General features: G+C 45.5%; 17 protein-coding genes. 15 read left to right on the forward strand and 2 right to left on the reverse strand.

Annotated features, from left to right (window positions below; all coding sequences use genetic code 11):
• Window positions 1-335: 335 nt before the first annotated feature.
• The 13 genes from GVN20_RS15930 to GVN20_RS15990 all read left to right on the forward strand — a co-directional run bounded on the left by GVN20_RS15930 (window position 336) and on the right by GVN20_RS15990 (window position 14,996).
• A complete protein-coding gene (locus GVN20_RS15930; RefSeq protein WP_166559297.1) occupies window positions 336-2,765 on the forward strand; it encodes a TonB-dependent receptor in 2,430 nt (809 codons plus the stop codon).
• A 271-nt stretch (window positions 2,766-3,036) separates the two neighbouring features.
• Window positions 3,037-3,633, forward strand: coding sequence for a Crp/Fnr family transcriptional regulator (locus GVN20_RS15935; RefSeq protein WP_166559298.1), 597 nt, complete (start codon window positions 3,037-3,039; stop codon window positions 3,631-3,633).
• Window positions 3,634-3,970: 337 nt separating this feature from the next.
• On the forward strand, window positions 3,971-4,438 hold the full coding sequence (locus GVN20_RS15940; RefSeq protein WP_166559299.1) for a c-type cytochrome: 468 nt from the start codon (window positions 3,971-3,973) through the stop codon (window positions 4,436-4,438).
• A gap of 110 nt (window positions 4,439-4,548) precedes the next feature.
• Window positions 4,549-6,552, forward strand: coding sequence for a Sec-dependent nitrous-oxide reductase (gene nosZ / locus GVN20_RS15945; protein ID WP_166559300.1), 2,004 nt, complete (start codon window positions 4,549-4,551; stop codon window positions 6,550-6,552).
• A gap of 56 nt (window positions 6,553-6,608) precedes the next feature.
• Window positions 6,609-7,643: a nitrous oxide reductase accessory protein NosL gene (locus tag GVN20_RS15950; RefSeq protein WP_166559301.1), complete on the forward strand. Its 1,035-nt coding sequence runs from the start codon at window positions 6,609-6,611 to the stop codon at window positions 7,641-7,643.
• Between the two features lie 161 nt (window positions 7,644-7,804).
• The gene (locus tag GVN20_RS15955; RefSeq protein WP_166559302.1) at window positions 7,805-9,076 is read left to right on the forward strand and encodes a nitrous oxide reductase family maturation protein NosD; all 1,272 of its coding nucleotides are present in this window, start codon (window positions 7,805-7,807) and stop codon (window positions 9,074-9,076) included.
• Window positions 9,077-9,148: 72 nt separating this feature from the next.
• Window positions 9,149-9,895 (forward strand): ABC transporter ATP-binding protein, encoded by a 747-nt coding sequence (locus GVN20_RS15960; protein ID WP_166559303.1) that lies wholly within the window; start codon window positions 9,149-9,151, stop codon window positions 9,893-9,895.
• Window positions 9,896-9,919: 24 nt separating this feature from the next.
• Window positions 9,920-10,687, forward strand: a complete 768-nt coding sequence (locus GVN20_RS15965; RefSeq protein ID WP_166559304.1) for an ABC transporter permease subunit — start codon at window positions 9,920-9,922, stop codon at window positions 10,685-10,687.
• Window positions 10,688-10,796: 109 nt separating this feature from the next.
• Window positions 10,797-11,345, forward strand: coding sequence for a fasciclin domain-containing protein (locus GVN20_RS15970; RefSeq protein ID WP_166559305.1), 549 nt, complete (start codon window positions 10,797-10,799; stop codon window positions 11,343-11,345).
• 10 nt (window positions 11,346-11,355) lie between these two features.
• Window positions 11,356-11,646, forward strand: coding sequence for a cupin domain-containing protein (locus GVN20_RS15975; protein ID WP_114069506.1), 291 nt, complete (start codon window positions 11,356-11,358; stop codon window positions 11,644-11,646).
• 78 nt (window positions 11,647-11,724) lie between these two features.
• Window positions 11,725-12,114, forward strand: a complete 390-nt coding sequence (locus tag GVN20_RS15980) for a hypothetical protein (RefSeq protein WP_166559306.1) — start codon at window positions 11,725-11,727, stop codon at window positions 12,112-12,114.
• Between the two features lie 78 nt (window positions 12,115-12,192).
• Window positions 12,193-12,633, forward strand: coding sequence for a hypothetical protein (locus tag GVN20_RS15985; RefSeq protein WP_166559307.1), 441 nt, complete (start codon window positions 12,193-12,195; stop codon window positions 12,631-12,633).
• Complete coding sequence (locus GVN20_RS15990) at window positions 12,630-14,996, forward strand: TonB-dependent receptor (protein WP_166559308.1); 2,367 nt, start codon at window positions 12,630-12,632, stop codon at window positions 14,994-14,996. The genes GVN20_RS15985 and GVN20_RS15990 overlap by 4 nt, the downstream gene beginning before the upstream one ends.
• A gap of 59 nt (window positions 14,997-15,055) precedes the next feature.
• Here GVN20_RS15990 and GVN20_RS15995 read toward each other — a convergent pair whose 3' ends face one another.
• Complete coding sequence (locus GVN20_RS15995) at window positions 15,056-15,331, reverse strand: Txe/YoeB family addiction module toxin (RefSeq protein WP_166559309.1); 276 nt, start codon at window positions 15,329-15,331, stop codon at window positions 15,056-15,058.
• Window positions 15,288-15,566, reverse strand: coding sequence for a hypothetical protein (locus GVN20_RS16000; protein WP_166559310.1), 279 nt, complete (start codon window positions 15,564-15,566; stop codon window positions 15,288-15,290). The genes GVN20_RS15995 and GVN20_RS16000 overlap by 44 nt, the downstream gene beginning before the upstream one ends.
• Window positions 15,567-15,622: 56 nt before the next feature.
• Here GVN20_RS16000 and GVN20_RS16005 point away from each other — a divergent pair, with 56 nt between their 5' ends.
• Both GVN20_RS16005 and GVN20_RS16010 read left to right on the forward strand, forming a co-directional pair.
• Window positions 15,623-16,825, forward strand: coding sequence for an exo-alpha-sialidase (locus tag GVN20_RS16005; RefSeq protein ID WP_166559311.1), 1,203 nt, complete (start codon window positions 15,623-15,625; stop codon window positions 16,823-16,825).
• Between the two features lie 123 nt (window positions 16,826-16,948).
• Window positions 16,949-17,497, forward strand: a complete 549-nt coding sequence (locus GVN20_RS16010) for a DinB family protein (RefSeq protein WP_166559312.1) — start codon at window positions 16,949-16,951, stop codon at window positions 17,495-17,497.
• The last annotated feature ends 88 nt before the right edge of the window (window positions 17,498-17,585 follow it).

Here is a 17,585-nt window from a genome sequence, read left to right on the forward strand (position 1 = left end):
ACGTAGTTGATGAAAAGTTATAGGCCAAGTAACCCCTGCTAAATATCACAGTACACCGTCACAGCCCTGCAGGATGAGACTTTATTGAACTGGTAGTCAGATGTTTGAAAAAAAATCAATATATTTATTTTTTCTGCTGAGCTACTTGATAGATAGAATTTAAGACTTCCTCTCCTATGATTTGCACACCGCCTTTAAAGTGCTCTTTTTAAAGTGATAACTTAGTTTTTCATTTTATTTAAAATTAATCTAAATAAATATTTGCACAACAATATCTGTCCTATACCTTTGTGACTTCATTTATAATAAGTCTAAACAAAGATAAGAATACAAAAATGAAGTCTTCAATTAGTACAATTTTACTTCTCTTGGTTGTGTGGATAACCGCTTTTGGACAGAAAACTATGATTATAGGGAAGGTTAGGGATAAAGCGCAACAAGCCATCATCGGAGCGAGTGTAACATTAAAAGGAACAGTGAGAGGGGTTCAATCCAATTCAAACGGTGAGTACATCATTAAAGGATTAAAAGCTGGGAATTACGTAGTAGTAGTTTCGGGGGTTGGGTTAAAAAATCAAGAAATAGCGACATCTCTTCAAGAAAACGAATCAAAAACCCTAGATTTTACCGTAGAAGAGGAAATATACACGCTCAAAGACGTTAAAGTCGCTGGTAGTAAAGGTGTAAGAGGCAACGAACATTTAGCTGAGGTGGATGGCTATACAATTAATGCTACAAAGAAGAATGAGGTGATAAAACTTGACAACATCAATGCCAATTTAGCAATGAACAATAGCCGCCAGATTTTTAGCCGTACACCAGGCATCTCGGTATGGGAAAATGACGGCTCGGGTGTGCAGCTTGGGGTAGCATCACGGGGTTTGAGCCCTAATCGCTCTTGGGAGTTCAATACACGAATGAATGGTTACGACATTACTCCCGACCCAATGGGCTATCCCGAAGCTTATTATACCCCACCCATGGAGGTAGTTGACCGCATAGAAATCGTGCGGGGAGCTTCTTCACTTCAATACGGCTCTCAGTTTGGGGGTTTGATGAACTTTGTGCTTCGTAAGCCAGATATTTCTACGCGTTTTACGGTTGAGTCGCAGAATACTACGGGCAGCAATGGGCTTTTCAGTACATTTAATTACATCGGTGGTACCGAGGGCCGTTTAAGTTATACGGCTTATTATCAGAAGCGTATGGGAAATGGCTGGCGTGAAAATAGTCGTTTTGATACCGATCATGCTCACCTTGAGTTGAGCTATGCAATATCAAACAAACTGAAGGTGGGCGTTGAAGCCACATATATGATGACCGAAATCCAGCAGGCGGGCGGTTTGACTGATGCTCAGTTTGCCCAAGATTCTCGTCAGAGTTTACGTTCGAGAAATTGGTTCAGCACGCCCTGGTTTATTCCGAGTATAAACGCTGAGTATATTTTTAGTCCCAAAACTAAACTTAGTTTCAAAGCCTTTTCAACCATCGCAGAGCGTAATAGTGTGGGCAATGTTAGAGCCATTACTGAGGACGATAACTTAACTTCTCTTCGTCAAGTAGACCGAGATTTTTATACGACTTTCGGCTCGGAACTCAGGCTTTTGAGTGATTATAAATTTCTCGGTAAAGAAAATACATTGGCAACGGGCTTGCGTTACTTCCGTGGCCACATTGACCGTAAACAACAAGGAAGAGGCACCAGCAAAACAACGATGGATTTTGACCTTTCAGAAGGGGTCTATCCGAGAGATTTAGATTTTACGAATACCAATCAAGCGGCTTTTGTGGAGAATATTTTCAGATTTAACAACAAATTTTTAATGACTTTGGGTGCTAGAGTAGAAAATATTACTTCTACAATGGAAGGCCAATTTGGTCTTACCAATGGCAACCCAACTTTGCTGAGCCCCATCACTCGTAATCGTAGTTTTATGATTTTTGGCGGTGGACTCGAGTACCATATTACCCCACAAACAGAGTTTTACTCAAACATTTCGCAGGCGTATCGCCCAGTTTTGATTTCAGACCTGACACCACCCGCTACTACAGATATTATTGATGAAAACTTAAAAGATGCTCGTGGGTATAATTTTGACTTTGGGTATCGCGGAAAAGTAGGCAATTATTTAAACTTTGATGTTGATTATTTCTACGTAAACTATGATAATCGCATAGGGACCATCACACAAACAAACGCAGAAAATCAACGTTATCAATTCCGTACAAATTTGGGCCGATCAGTGAGTCAAGGTTTTGAGGGATATGTAGAGTTTGACCCCGTAACTGCATTCTTTAAAAAATCTAAAATAGGTTATGTAAGCGTGTTTGCTTCGGTAGCTTACATTGATGCAACCTACCGTGATTTTAAAACTACTTCGGTGGTCAATGGGCAGGTAGTAGAAGGAAATCTTTCAGGAAAAAGGGTAGAAAACGCCCCCCGAAAAATCAACCGTTTTGGCGTGACATACAACAAAAAAGGATTTTCGGCAACTTGGCAATTGAGCGATATTGGAAAGGCTTACGCCGATGCCTCCAATACGGAAGCAGCCAATTCTGCCGCTACTACGGGAGTGATTCCCGCTTATACGGTACAAGATCTTTCGGCAAGTTTCAAATTTTTGAAACACTATAACCTAAAAGCTGGGGTGAATAACCTAACTGACAAGCGCTACTTTACCCGACGCGCGGGTGGCTACCCAGGCCCAGGCTTAATGCCTGCCGACGGTCGTACGTTCTATGTTTCGGCAGGAGTTAAGTTTTAATTGAATGATACTTCTTTGGGTTTTGTGGTTTCAAGACCCAAAGAAGTACCCGAATTTATGGAGGTGATAGCTTATCAAAAACTGCAAAACGTAAATCTTAAGGATTGTGTTTTCCAAAATAAACCGACTTCCTGATTGTTTGAGTGCCAACTTCTCCATCACAGAAATTAATAAGACCGAAGTAGCGTCTAAGGGACAAACACTGACATAAGTCATAGCTATACTTAGTATATATACTCATTTTTCGTAAAATATACTACTCGATATCGTTATGATAGTGATTCCGTCTTCTCTACTTCAGCAATATGGTGCTTCACTTAATCGCTTTGCAAAAGGCGAATACGTATTTCACGAAAGTTGGCCCGCTCATTTCTATTTTCAAGTAGAGGAAGGCAGTGTTAAACTGTTTAATGCGGGAGAAAACAATGATTATATCCAAGGGTTATTTTCGCACGGTGAAAGTTTTGGCGAACCTCCCCTAATCGCGGGCTTCTGCTACCCAGCCAATGCCAAAGCCATCACAAATTGTAAAATTTGGGTACTTAAAAAAGCTGATTATTTAAGGTTATTGCGCGACAACCCCGGGGTTCATTTTGAATTCACTAAAATGCTAGCCATCAGGCTTTTTCACAAGACCAAGCTACTCAACGCCATGAATACCCAAAATCCTGAAAAAAGGATTTTGACCATCATTGATTATTTCAAGGATAAAGCCCCCCGGGCTACCCCGTGCTATGAAGTCCCTTTTACCCGACAGGCCATTGCCGATATGACAGGTTTGAGGGTAGAGACTGTTATAAAAAAAGTATTACGTCTAGCAGCTCTAGGTGAACTAGAGCTTTTGGACCATAAGATAGTACGCCACTAAAAAAAACGATATTCGTCACTTTTGAAGCCCCAATTGGGGCTTTTTTTATACATAAGTAAATGTGCAAAATTAATTTATACTTCACGCAGAGCCGCTAAGCCGCTAAGTTTTAAATAATCAACCTTTTTACTCTTTGCGCCACTACGACTTTGCGTGAATAAATTTGCTTAATTATTTATTGAGTAAAAATACTTAGTATTTATAACTAATTTTTACTGCTCAAAGTCTGCTATTCTTTATGACCGAAACCATAAGAATCGGGGTAGGTCGGGTCGTAGGTTTGTAAAACCAAAAGGCTACTAAGCCATTGTTTTCAAATCTAAAATCAACTATAAAGATGAAACCTATTTCCATTCAGTTCCTGCTGCTCCTGACCACCCTGATCTGGTATGGCTGTTCGGGCAAGGGAGCCGAACAACGTGCCGAAGCCCCCGAAGTTGACTCAACGGCCATTCTGGACCAGCCCGAAACCCACGGCACCGAAGTCAAAGAGGTAAAGCTTACCAACCCGCTCGACCAAACAATGATCAAAGTGGGCAGTGATATCTACGACCTCAAATGCTCATCGTGCCACAAACTCACCGAAGACCGCATTGTAGGCCCTGGCTGGGCTGGAGTTACAAAAAAACGTAAACCCGAGTGGATTATCAACATGATTACCAACGTAGACATGATGCTCGCCGAAGACGCCGAAGCCCAAAAACTCCTAGAGCAATGCCTCGTGCGGATGCCCAACCAAAACATCACCCCCGAAGAAGCCCGCAGCATCATTGAATTTATGCGCAAAAACGACGGGGAAAAGTGAGTTTGCAGTTTGTAGTAAGCAGTTTGCAGTAATTCAGGATAGGGTCAGACGGGGTCGCCCAGACGGGGTCGCCCAGACCGAAAATATAAACATCAAAAACAAATAACTCAATGAAAATCATTAATATCAGCAGTATCGCTTTGGCGGTGCTGGCAGGGGGCTTTTTTGCCTGCAAACCCGACAATGCTGGCAAATCTGGCGGCTCCGAGCTCGCTGGTGACGCCGCCCAAAAAGTATACGTGGCCCCCGGCAAGCACGATGAATTCTACAACATCGTATCGGGAGGGTTCAACGGACAGCTTTCGGTCGTAGGTTTACCTTCGGGCCGGGTATTGCGCATTATTCCTGTTTTCTCCCAATTTGCCGAAAATGGCTGGGGGTACAGCGAAGAAACCAAACCCATGCTTAATACCTCACACGGATTTGTACCTTGGGATGACTCTCACCACGTGGCACTTTCGACCACCAACGGTGAACACGACGGCAAGTGGGCATTTATCAACGGCAACAATACGCCGCGCATTGCCCGCGTCAGCCTTTCTACTTTTCGTACCGACGAAATCATCGAAATTCCCAACTCGGGCGGCAATCACTCCTCGCCGTTTATCACCGCCAACTCCGAATACGCCGTGGCTGGAACGCGCTTTTCGGTGCCCCCCGATGCCAACGCCGACGTATCTATCAATAGTTTCAAACAAAACTTCAAAGGCTATATCAGCTTTGTCAGCATCGACAAAACCACGGGGCGTATGGCTATTAAGTTTCAATTGAAAACCCCAGGCGTAAGTTTTGACTTGGCCCGCGCCGGAAAAGGCAAATCCGACGGTTGGTTTTTCTTCTCGTGCTACAACACTGAACAAGCCAATTCTTTGCTGGAAGTAAATGCTTCGCAAAAAGACAAAGACTTTATTTTGGCCGTCAATTGGAAAAAAGCCGAACAGTATTTAGCCCAAGGCAAAGGCAAGAAAGAAGCCGCGAAGTTTGCGCACAACGTTTACGACGAAAAAACGCACTCCGCTACTTCGACAATCATCAACGAAGTAATGACACTCGACCCCAAAGAGTGCCCAGACATGCTGTACTTTATGCCTTGTCCTAAGTCTCCGCACGGCTGCGACGTTGACCCAACGGGTAGCTACATTGTAGGCTCGGGCAAATTGGCCGCCGTCATTCCCGTATTTTCTTTTGATAAAATCCAACAAGCGATTGCCGCAAAAACATTTGACGGTAGTTTTGACGGAATTCCCGTGTTGAAATACGAAGCTGTGTTGCACGGAGAAGTGAAAAAACCAGGTTTAGGGCCACTGCACACCGAATTTGACGGACAAGGAAATGCCATTACCTCCTTCTTTGTTTCGTCGGAATTGGTAAAATGGAACCTTCAATCGCTCGAAGTACTCGACCGCGTGCCCACCTACTATTCGGTAGGCCACCTCTCGATTCCGGGCGGACCCACCTCCAAGCCACACGGAAAATACGTGATAGCGTACAACAAAATCACCAAAGACCGCTACCTGCCTACGGGCCCTGAATTGACTCAATCGGCGCAGTTGTACGATATTTCGGGTGAAAAAATGAAGCTATTGCTTGACTTCCCCACCATTGGTGAGCCACACTACGCCGAAGCTATCCCCGCCTCTTTGGTCGAAAAGAACTCACGAAAGATTTTCAAATTGGAAGAAAATAACCACCCTTACGTAGCTAAAGGAGAAAAAGAAGCCAAAGTGGTACGTAAAGGAAATGAGGTACACGTGTACATGACCTCCATTCGGTCGCACTTTACACCCGATAATATCGAAGGCGTAAAAATGGGCGACGACGTTTATTTTCACGTCACCAACTTAGAGCAAGATTGGGACGTACCCCACGGATTTGCGGTACGCGGGGCTAACAATGCCGAAATTCTCATCATGCCGGGCGAAACTTGTACCCTCAAATGGAAACCTTCCAGAGTAGGTGTTACGCCAATCTACTGCACCGACTTCTGCTCGGCACTCCACCAAGAAATGCAGGGATACGTGCGCGTATCACCCGCTGGTAGCAAAATCCCACTCTCGTGGGGAACGGGCAAAAACCCAACAGCTGAAGCAGAACAGAAAGTAGCAAAACGCTAAAAAATAGTTGCGTCAGGGTGGCATTCTCGACCCTGACGCAATTAAAACACACTTCGATGAAACCAATCCACAACATCTCAAGGGCCAGCATAGCGGTAGCTTCGTTGGCATTGATTGCAACCTATTTCGTTCCGCTTTGGCGCATTGATCTATGGGCACCGCAGTATCCTGAAGGCTTAGTTATGAAAATTTGGCTCTCCAAATTATCGGGCGATGTAGAAATCATCAACGGACTGAACCACTACATCGGTATGGCCCACATCAAGGAAGAAATGTTTCCTGAATTTAAGATATTGCCTTATGCCGTAGGCTTTTACATCGTCTTCGGGCTGCTCACTGCTTTGCTAAAAAATCGAAAAATGCTGGTCAGTTACTTCGTATTGATTGTATTGGCGGGCGTTGTGGCGCTGTATGATTTCTGGAAATGGGGCTACGAATACGGCCATAACCTCAGCGACGACGCACCCATCAAAGTACCCGGCATGGCGTATCAGCCACCACTTATCGGCTATAAAGAATTACTCAATTTTGGGGCATATTCGATGCCCGACGTGGGCGGATGGGTGTTTGTGGCGCTGGGTGTAGTAGTTGTTATGGCCCTTATCTACGAATTCTATTTTTCAGAAAAAATATTCGTCAAAAAAACGGTCATAAAACCAGCCATTCTTTGGGCCATCATCGGTTTGGGTACGATTTCACAAAGTTGTACCCAAGCAACCGAGCCGATTCGCTACGGAAAAGACGCTTGCGAGTTTTGCAAAATGACCATCGTAGACAAGCGATACGCCGCCGAAATCGTCACCGACAAGGGCAAGACCTTTAAATTTGACGACTTAAGTTGCATGGTAAAGTACATGAAAATCAACAAATTAGACGAATCAACGCTCGCTTTTTTGGTGGTCAATGATTACAACGCTCCCGGCGAATTGATTGACGTAAAAACGGCGGTTTTTCTAAGCAGCAAAGATTTTCGTAGCCCGATGCGCGGCGATGTGGCGGCATTCAGCCCCAAATCCTTCGCTACTGCCAACAAGGCCGAGTTTGCTCAAGCAAAAATGCTGACTTGGAAAGAAGTAGTTGCCATTTTTTAAGCCACAAAATAGGGTACTCACAAACGATTCCAACCATGAGCGTACTGTTTCATTCTCTTCTCTTAGATCACAGAGTTTCACCGAGTTTTACACGGAGTCACAAGAAGTATCCTCAACATTTCTCTGTGCAAAGCTGTGGTTTTAAAACTCCGCGCAAAGCTGTGTCAGAAAACGGATACGCTCCTGCTTTTTCGTTCCTTCTTTTTGTTTGCTTAAACGCTACTTTCTTTCTAACGAGTTTCTCCGCGCAAGCCCGTACTTGGAAAATCAGTCCTACTCAAAATTTCAAACGAGCCGTTGAACAAGCCCTTCCCTACGATACACTTCTGATTCATAAGGGTTTATACCGCATCAATAACATCATCATTGACAAACCTCTAACCCTTATCGGTCAAAACTTTCCCGTACTCGACGGGCAGTTTAAGAATGAGATTTTTACCATTACCGCCAATGACGTTACCATCCAAGGACTCCATTTTGAAAACGTAGGCATGACGAGCATGATTGACTGGGCAGCCATTAAAGTACTGGAATCCAGACATGTACGCATCATCGGCAATCGCGTCAGAAACAGTTACTTCGGCATTTATCTCTCGGCCTCCGACCATTGTTTGGTGCAAGAAAACGACGTGCGCGGCAATCCCAAAGAAGAGCAAAATACTGGAAACGGCATCCACGCCTGGAAATGCGACAGCATTCGGGTTGAAAACAACCGAGTAGCGGGCCACCGCGACGGAATCTATTTTGAGTTTGTGACCAATTCTATCATCCAACGCAATTTTAGCCATCAAAACATTCGATATGGCCTACACTTTATGTTTTCGCATAAAAACGGCTATTTCTACAACACCTTTCGCCAAAACGGAGCAGGGGTCGCCGTCATGTACACAAAGTTTGTGACCATGAAGCACAACATTTTTGAGCAAAATTGGGGGGGCGCAGCCTACGGGCTATTGTTGAAAGACATCTCCGACAGCCACATTGAGCAAAATACATTCAACATCAACACCATCGGCGTATACATGGAAGGATGTAGTCGCTCGGTGTTTTCCCATAATCAATTCATCAAAAACGGCTACGCCATTCGGGTTCAGGCCAATTGCGACGACAATACGTTGGTTTACAACAACTTCAAAGGAAATACCTTCGATGTAGCCACCAACGGCAATGTGGTTTTAACCAAAGTAGCCCATAACTATTGGGATAAATACGAAGGCTACGACCTCAACCGGGACGGCATTGGCGATGTGCCCTTCCGCCCCGTGAGTCTCTACGCAAGCGTGATTGAGCGCATACCACAAGCCATGATGCTGCTCCGAAGTTTTACCGTGACGCTGTTGGACCGCATCGAAAAAATCATCCCGAGCATCACCCCCGAAAGCATGAAAGATGAATCACCCATGATGAAACCGATTGTTTATCGGAAAAAGTAAAGCGGAGAACGTATTTCTCAAACAAACACCTGAAAAACAACACCTTAAACCATATCTCAAGCATCCCTTCCCATGATTCGCGCTGAAAACATAAACAAATCGTTTGGCAAGCTGCAAGTATTGCGCAATGTCAGCGTAAGCCTTCCCCAAGGGCGGGTGGTGGCGGTGATTGGCCCCAACGGCTCGGGAAAAACAACTTTTATCAAAACATTGCTCGGGATGGTAGTCCCTGATAGCGGAACAATATACGTAGAGGGTCGGTCTATCGCCAATCGTCACGATTACCGCGCCCACATCGGGTACATGCCCCAAATCGGTCGTTATCCTACCCATCTAAAAATCAAGCAATTGTTTGACATGATGACGGATTTACGAAAAGAAAACGCCCCCAAATCATTGGACGAAGACTTGGTAGTGGCATTTCGTTTGCGCGATATGTTTGAAAAACCACTGGGCACCTTATCGGGCGGAACCAAGCAAAAAGTCAGTGCCGCGTTGGCCTTTTTGTTTAGTCCACCTATCCTGATTTTGGACGAACCCACCGCTGGTCTAGACCCACTTTCGAGCGAGTTGTTGAAAGAAAAAATCCAACGTGAACACGGCAACGGCAAGCTGATTCTGATTACCTCACACGTCATGTCTGACTTAGACGAACTTGCCACCGATGTGCTGTATTTGCAAGACGGCAGCGTACAATTTTACAGCTCAGTAGATGACCTTAAACTCGGAACTGGCGAACAAAAACTGGGACGGGCTATTGCACAAATCATGTCAAAAACGGCAGTTTTGTCTAAACGAGCAGAAGCAATAAAAATATAAAAGCCCTTTAGTGGGTAAGCAATTATGAACAAAGTTACCAAATACGTTCTGTACGACATCGTCCGCAATCGGTTTGTCATGGGCTATACCTTGCTGCTGGCGGCCGTGAGTTTCAGTTTTTTTGGCTTCGACCCCGACCCCAACAAAGGGCTTTTGAGCTTGCTCAACATCATTCTGATGGTGGTGCCGCTGGTCAGTATTATTTTTTCGACCATTCATTTTTATAACTCCTACGAATTTATCGAACTACTTTCGGCACAACCGTTGAGCCGAAAAAGCATTTTTTTGAGCGAATACATCGGGGTAGCGGCCTCGTTGAGTTTAGCTTTTTTGGTGGGGGTTGGTATTCCGACAATGCTTTTTGAAGGAACCGAACGCGGCATTGTCTTGATTATAAGCGGCTTACTTTTAACCCTTTCGTTTGTATCGTTGGCTTTTTTGGCCGCCGTCATCACCCGCGACAAAGCCAAAGGAATGGGCTTGTCCTTGGTCATCTGGTTTTACTTTGCCTTGGTGTACGACGGTTTAGTGCTGGGCATCTTGTTTTCGTTCAGCGATTATCCACTCGAAAAAGTCATGCTTTTCTTGACCGCCCTTAATCCCACCGATTTGGCACGCATCATGGTCTTGATGAAAATGGACATTTCGGCCTTAATGGGCTTCACGGGAGCCGTTTTTCAGGATTTTTTTAGCACCAATTACGGGCTCATCATCGCGCTGTCGGTGCTGATGGTATGGGTGGTTTGGCCCGTAGCTTTGGCTACCCGCATTTTCAACAAAAAGGATTTGTAGCGGAGACGTGAAGCGTCTGAATATTCTCAGAATGACTCGTTTGCAGAACAAAACATACGCCTAACCCGTGTGCACAATTTTCCAATTTTTAACCAAAACGAACAAAAAGATGAAATCTAACCTTATCGCCTTCGGATTTATCGTGGCATTAGCTGCTTGTCAATCTTCTGCCGAACAATCTGGTACTCAAGCCGCCGCCACTGAAACTACCGCTGTTAGCGGCCAATCAGCCGTGGAAGACAATGAATCACAAAAAGATGTCGTAAAGGTAGCCGTTGGCTCACCCGACCATACCACGCTGGTCAAAGCCGTACAAGCCGCCGATTTGGTGGATGCCCTCTCCAACGCGGGGCCTTTTACGGTGTTTGCCCCTACCAATGCCGCCTTTGGCAAACTGCCCGCTCGCACGGTAGAAGACCTACTTAAACCCGAAAACAAAGACAAACTGAAAGCCATCTTAGAGCACCATGTGATGACCTCGGCGCTGGATGTTGACTTTTTTCAGGATGGCCAAAGCATGGGCATGGTAGACGGTACCAATGTTACTTTTCACAAAAAAGGAGACGTGCTTTACATCGGTGAGGCCAAAGTAATTGGCTCGGTGCGGGCCTCCAACGGGTTTGTACACATTATTGACGGAGTCATTGTTCCCAACTAATCAGACAGATATGAAAACCTCAAACATCCCTGGTTTACTGCCTTTTGATGGCATCAAAACCAAGAAAATCGACTCGAATGAGCACTTCAAAACCGTGTTTATCAGTATTCAACAAGGCGAGCGGCTCAACACCCACGTTTCGCCGACGGATGCTTTTTTGTACGTTTTGGAGGGAAACGCCAACTTCAACTTGGCAGGAGAAGCTTTTTTTCTTTCTCCCGGCGACGGCATGTCTTTCAAAGCCCACGTCGAGCACTCCGTCAATGCCCTCACGGATTTTAAAATGCTGCTTTTTCGGTAATAAAACGCCACAAAATCACTTTTAATCATCGGCACTGCCAAGAATCTTTTACCTTTGCAGGGTTGAAAAAACCTATCCATGGACCACAAACGGCATATATCACTTTTTTTGCTGCTGCTAATCAGTTTCAAAATACTGGTGGTGCCGTTTGTGTATCTGGATTTTGAATTGCGCAAAGAATACATCATTCAACACCTTTGCGAAAACCGTTTTACCCCTCAGTTGCATTGCGATGGCAAATGCTATTTGGCCAAACAACTCCACAAAGTAGCCGAAGAACAAGCCCGCAATGAAGCCCAAAAACAAAGCGATACGGCAAAAAAAGTCATTCAAGAAGTATTTGAAGAAACCACCCTCGACTTTGCATTAGCTCCTGTTTCGTACCTCGACTTCGATTATTTCCCTTTGTTTTCTTCTTCAGTACAAAAAGGCTTTTTATCCAAGCCCGTCATGCCTCCGATTGCCTAATTTTTTGTACAAAAAAGCCATTCCCATCTACCGCGAAGGAAGAGTAACGCTTTTTTAAACCTAGGCAATTATAATCAAATGAAATTCAACCCATTACTATTCAGTGGGGTGTTGATGGTGGCTGCTTGTCAAAACGGGGAGCAGGTCCAAATCAATACCCTTGAGAAGGAAGTGATGATGATCCATGATGCCGTCATGCCCAAAATGGGCGAGTTGGTGGCACTGGAAAACACCCTCCGAAAGCACATCTCACAGACCGACAGCTTGCTCAAAATCAAGCCCAATGATTCTACGCTGCAACAGGCGTTGGAGCAATATCGGTTTCTTGCGTCGCAGCTCCAAGAAGCCGACCGCTCCATGATGGAGTGGATGCACGACTACAACGGCGATTCGCTCAAAAAACTACCTCCTTCGCAAGCGATTCAGGCCCTCACGCAGGAAAAAATCAAGATTGAACAGGTAAGCGATGATATGCTCAAAAGCATCGAAGACACACAAAATTTTTTGAAACAACAATGAAAAATATACATCTATGTCTGCTGCTTCTACTGGGAGCAGTTGTCCCCCAAGCGGCGGCGCAACAGGCCGTCAAAGGCAAAATCTTTGACGTAGTCACCAAAGAACCCGTGGTGGGTGCTACGGTTCAAATCCTCAAAAACGACGCTGGAACAATCACCGATAACAATGGTCTTTTTGTCCTTCCAAATGTGGCAATAGGCGCAAAAATCAGCATTTCAAGCATTGGTTACGCAAGCCAGGAAGTTGAAATATCGGACAGCACTCCGCTGACGGTATCGCTCGAACCCTCGGTAGAAAACCTCCAGACAATCGTCGTAACGGGCAACCGTGAGGCCGCATTACGTACTGAAACGCCTATTGCCATCTCAAAACTAACGCCAAAAATGATTGATGAGGCAAAGGCAAGCTCTATCTATGAAGTCATCAACAAAACACCCGGCGTAATGATGGTCAACCTCAACAACGAGCAGCACTCGATGGCCATCCGCCAACCGATGACCACCAACGCCTACTATCTGTATTTGGAAGACGGCGTACCGATTCGGCCTATGGGTGTGTTCAACCACAATTCTCTGTTAGAAATGAACCAGTTTACGGTCAGCTCGATTGAGGTGGTAAAAGGTCCCGTTTCGTCGGTTTATGGTCCAGAAGCCGTGGGCGGTGCCATCAATTTCATCTCACAACGCCCCACCGCCATACCCACAGCCCGGATTGGCCTTCAAGCCGACCAGTGGGGATACCGCCGCATACAATATGGCGCAGGAGCTACTTTGAGGAAATTCGGCATCTACGTTGGCGGCTTGGTAGCCGAGCAAAAAGACGCTTGGATGACTAGCTCTGATTATACTAAAAACGCTCAATATCTGCGGTTGGAGTATCATTTCACCCCAAAAGCGCGCCTGATTTGTACCCTTTCGTACGCTAAGTATGATTCCCAAACCAGCGGCAGCGTCGACAGCGTCGCGTTTTATAAGCGTCAATACCTCAGTACGACCGATTTTACCTACCGTAAATCCTACTCGTTGCGTTCACGTTTGACGTTTGAAAAAGAGTGGAACAACGGCTCACAGTCGTTCGTCACGGTTTTTGCGCGGGACAACAAACACGGTCAAAACCCCTCCTACGGAATTCGGTGGACATCAGGCGCAACCACGGCCCGGGGTGAAATCAATTCAAGTGACTTCCAGAGTCTAGGGCTCATTGCCCAACACACCCAGCGCTTCACGTTTTTAAATTCCAAACTGACTTCGGGAACTACCGTTGACTTTTCGCCCAATGAATATTGGTCGTATCAGGTAGATTTGGCCGCGCAGCTTCGGGCCGACAAAAAATCGGTAGAAAAATACACTATCAGTAAAGAACGTCCTGATATTCAAATCGCTAACTACAGCGCAGATATTCGCAATACGGCCTTTTATGCGCAATATGATCTTGAGCCTCTGCCCCAATTACGCATTTCGGCAGGCCTGCGCTACGACAATATGTCCTTCAACTTTGTCAACAATCTCGACGTTGATAAAACCACGGGCCAGGCCACGGGCGGGGCTAAATCATACAGCCAAACCACACCTAAACTGGGCGTAACCTACGATTTAGGGCGTGGAAAAGGCATTTATGCCAATTATTCCAAAGGCTTTGCCCCCTCAGGCTTGACGGCGATTTTCAGAAAACGCCCTACCCCAGCCGCCAACGGCGATTTGTTTTATTACAACCTCATCCCCGCTACCTTTACCAATGCCGAAATCGGTGGTTGGATGACGTTGCTGAAAAACAAAGTTTACATTGATGCCACTTATTACCAAATGAAGGGCACCAACGAACTGCTCAACATCCGCCAGCCTGACAACTCCACTGACTACCAAGCCGCGGGAAAAACCCTGCACAAAGGGCTCGAATTTGGCATCACGTACAAGCCCTCCAAAGAAGTATTTGTTCGTTTTGGCGGCACTCATTCCATTCACCGTTTTGTAGAATTTATCCTCAGCCAACGCGCCTCCGACGCGCTCAAAGACGTCAACGGCAAGGACATGCCCTCCGCACCCCGTTGGGTATGGAACGGCGAGGTGAGTTACTATCCCAGAGGGTTCAAAAACTTCCGCACGTCGATAGAATGGCAGCACGTAAGCAAATGGTATCAGAATCAAATCAATACGGTCGTGTACGATGGCTATGATTTGGTCAACTTTCGGGCTGGGTATCAGTGGAAAGGCATTGAACTCTTTACCAATGTCATGAACCTAACCGACGCCTTATACGCCACCAACGCCACCCGAGGCAACGCCGCCACCGACCGCACCACGTTCACGCCTGCCGCACCGCGCACGTTTACGGTAGGGATGCAGTATAATTTTAAGGGAAAATAAAAAAACGCTGATAGGGTTTATGAATCTACAAACCCTATCAGAATCAATTAGTTACAAAATCATTTGTCGCCGTAATGATCCCTAAACGAATAAAACTCTATCGTATCATGAGTCACTTTATAAATCATTCGATGCTCTTCCGTGATCCTGCGAGACCACATTCCTTTGAACTCATGCTTGAGGGCTTCGGGTTTGCCTTTCCCTTCAAATGGATTGCGGCGTGCTTCTTCAATCAGTTCCGAAATCTTGAAAAAGACTTTTTTATTCTCATTGACCCAACTAATAAAATCCTCAAATGCCTGAGGCGTGAACAGAATGTTTCTTGACGAGCTCATCAAATTGTTCAGGAGTAAAAGAAATTACATTGCCATTTTCAACTGACTTAATACCTGCTTTAATTTTTTCAAATAAATAGGGATTAGCCATAATGGCTTCGGTTTCGTCCAATTCGGTTTCTTCAATTTCAATTTTGATTTTGAACGAACCGGGCCGCCGGGCAAACTGAGACTTGATACGACGAAAAAGCTGGTAGTCAAATTCATCCTCGGTCAATTGATACGTAACAGTCATATCGCTGATTTTTTTAACAAAACTAACAAAAACCTTTCATTCTAAATAAAATCACCATGAAATACCTCCTCGTATCCTCATTGATTCTATCATTAAGTCTTTTTGGATTTTCAACAATAATCAACCGCAAAACAACACCCCTTTCCAACGCAAAATTCACGGGCGCTACACCCCGTTTCACCACCGACCACCGTGGCAATCCAGTACTAAGTTGGGTGGAAAAAGACGGTGACAAAGCCTATTTTTACTTCGCCGTTTCCCAAAACGGCGGACAGACATTTGGCAAGAAAATCAGAGTCAATGCACCCACGGAATTAACCGTACACGCCGAAGGAATGCCGCGCGTGGCCTTCAAAGCCGACGGCAGCATTTGGGCCACTTTTGAAATAAAAAAGCCAACCAAAGAAGCCCCGCGCGCGTCGGATTTAATGTACGTTGTCTCGACCGATAAAGGCAAAAGTTGGTCTGCGCCTAAAACCGTCCATAAAGATACCACGCCGGGCAAAGGCCACTCCTTCAGCGACATGGTTCGTTTACCCAACGGCGAATTGGGCTTTATATGGCTGGATGACAAAATGGGGAAACACGAAGGCCGCAGTGTGAAATTTACGCAAACATTACCGCAGGGAGGCTTTTCGGAAGAAGTGGTGGTAGACTCCAACGCCTGCCAATGCTGCCGTACGGCACTGTATGTTGACACCAATAAAAACATTCACCTCACCTACCGCGACCTGCTCGCCGACGGCACCCGCGACATGAGCCACGCCGTTTCGACCGATGGCGGCAAGACGTTTACTCAGCCCCAAGTGGTGTACAAAGACCGCTGGAAAATCAACGCCTGCCCACACACTGGCCCAAGCATGACGCAATCAGGAAATGATTTCTTTGTAACATGGTTTAGCGGAAAATCTGAAACCCACGAAGCAGGTATCAGAATCGTAAAATTGGGCGAAGAAAAACTAATTTCCGCTAACTTAACGGTACGCGCCAAGCATCCTCAAATCGCCAATTGGAACGGTAATGTAGCCGTGGTTTGGGATGAATCGGTGGAGAAAGATGGCGAATTTTTTACCAAAATTGCCCTGAGACTCATTGACAAAAACGGCAAAGAAACCACCACTTTCCTCACCTCCGACCATGAAAATGCTTCCTATCCAGTGCTGTTACCTACGCCTAACGGCTTATTATTGGCCTACGAATGGCAAGCCAAAGACACGGAGAAGGCCGTGATTGTGTCGCAGTGGGTGGGGAATTTGTAAAGGATTCGATAGTTTTCTCCTAAAAGAGTAGTTTTGAAACTTGGCAGGTTTTACATTAGGGTCATAAACGACTTTGTATTAAAAAACACCAAGTTTCATCCTAATAAACTAAATCAGTATTCCATGAAAATCAGCCGCAAAGCCGCACTCAATACTCTCACTGGCGCATTCGTATCTATGCCTTTTTTGGGGCTTTCCCGCACTAAAAAAGAACTTCAGACTTTTAAACAGGAGTTTGGTGTAGCTTGGAAACGCTCACAAGACTACACGCTGACGGTGTTTAACCAAATGCCCGAAGAGCATATTGATTTTAAATACACACCCGAGTCTATGAGTTTTCGGACGCAATTTGTGCATTGTGTTACGTTCACGGCCATGCAACTAGCGGGACGGTTGGAAATCTCCAACCCTTACGAAAATAAAAAAGATTGGGAAAAACTGACCAAAGCCCAGCTTTCCGACGAACTCAAAGGGTTTTACGCGTGGGTTGAAAAAGTAGCAGGAGAAGTTTCGCCCGAGCGGCTCGCCAAAGAGGAAGGATTTGCGGGTGGCAAAATCCAAGTTTGGCAATTTTTCTACGCCATGGAAAACCACATAATCCACCACCGAGGACAAGCCATTTGTTATGTGCGCCTCAAAGGCATCACACCCGAAGGTTATGTGGGTTGGTAGGAGTGGTGAGTAGTGAGTAGTGAGTAGTGAGTAGTGAGTAGTGAGTAGTGAGTAGTGAGTAGTGAGTAGTGAGTAGTGAGTAGTGGCA

This window comes from Runella sp. CRIBMP (assembly GCF_009905605.1).
Lineage (GTDB): Bacteria > Bacteroidota > Bacteroidia > Cytophagales > Spirosomataceae > Runella.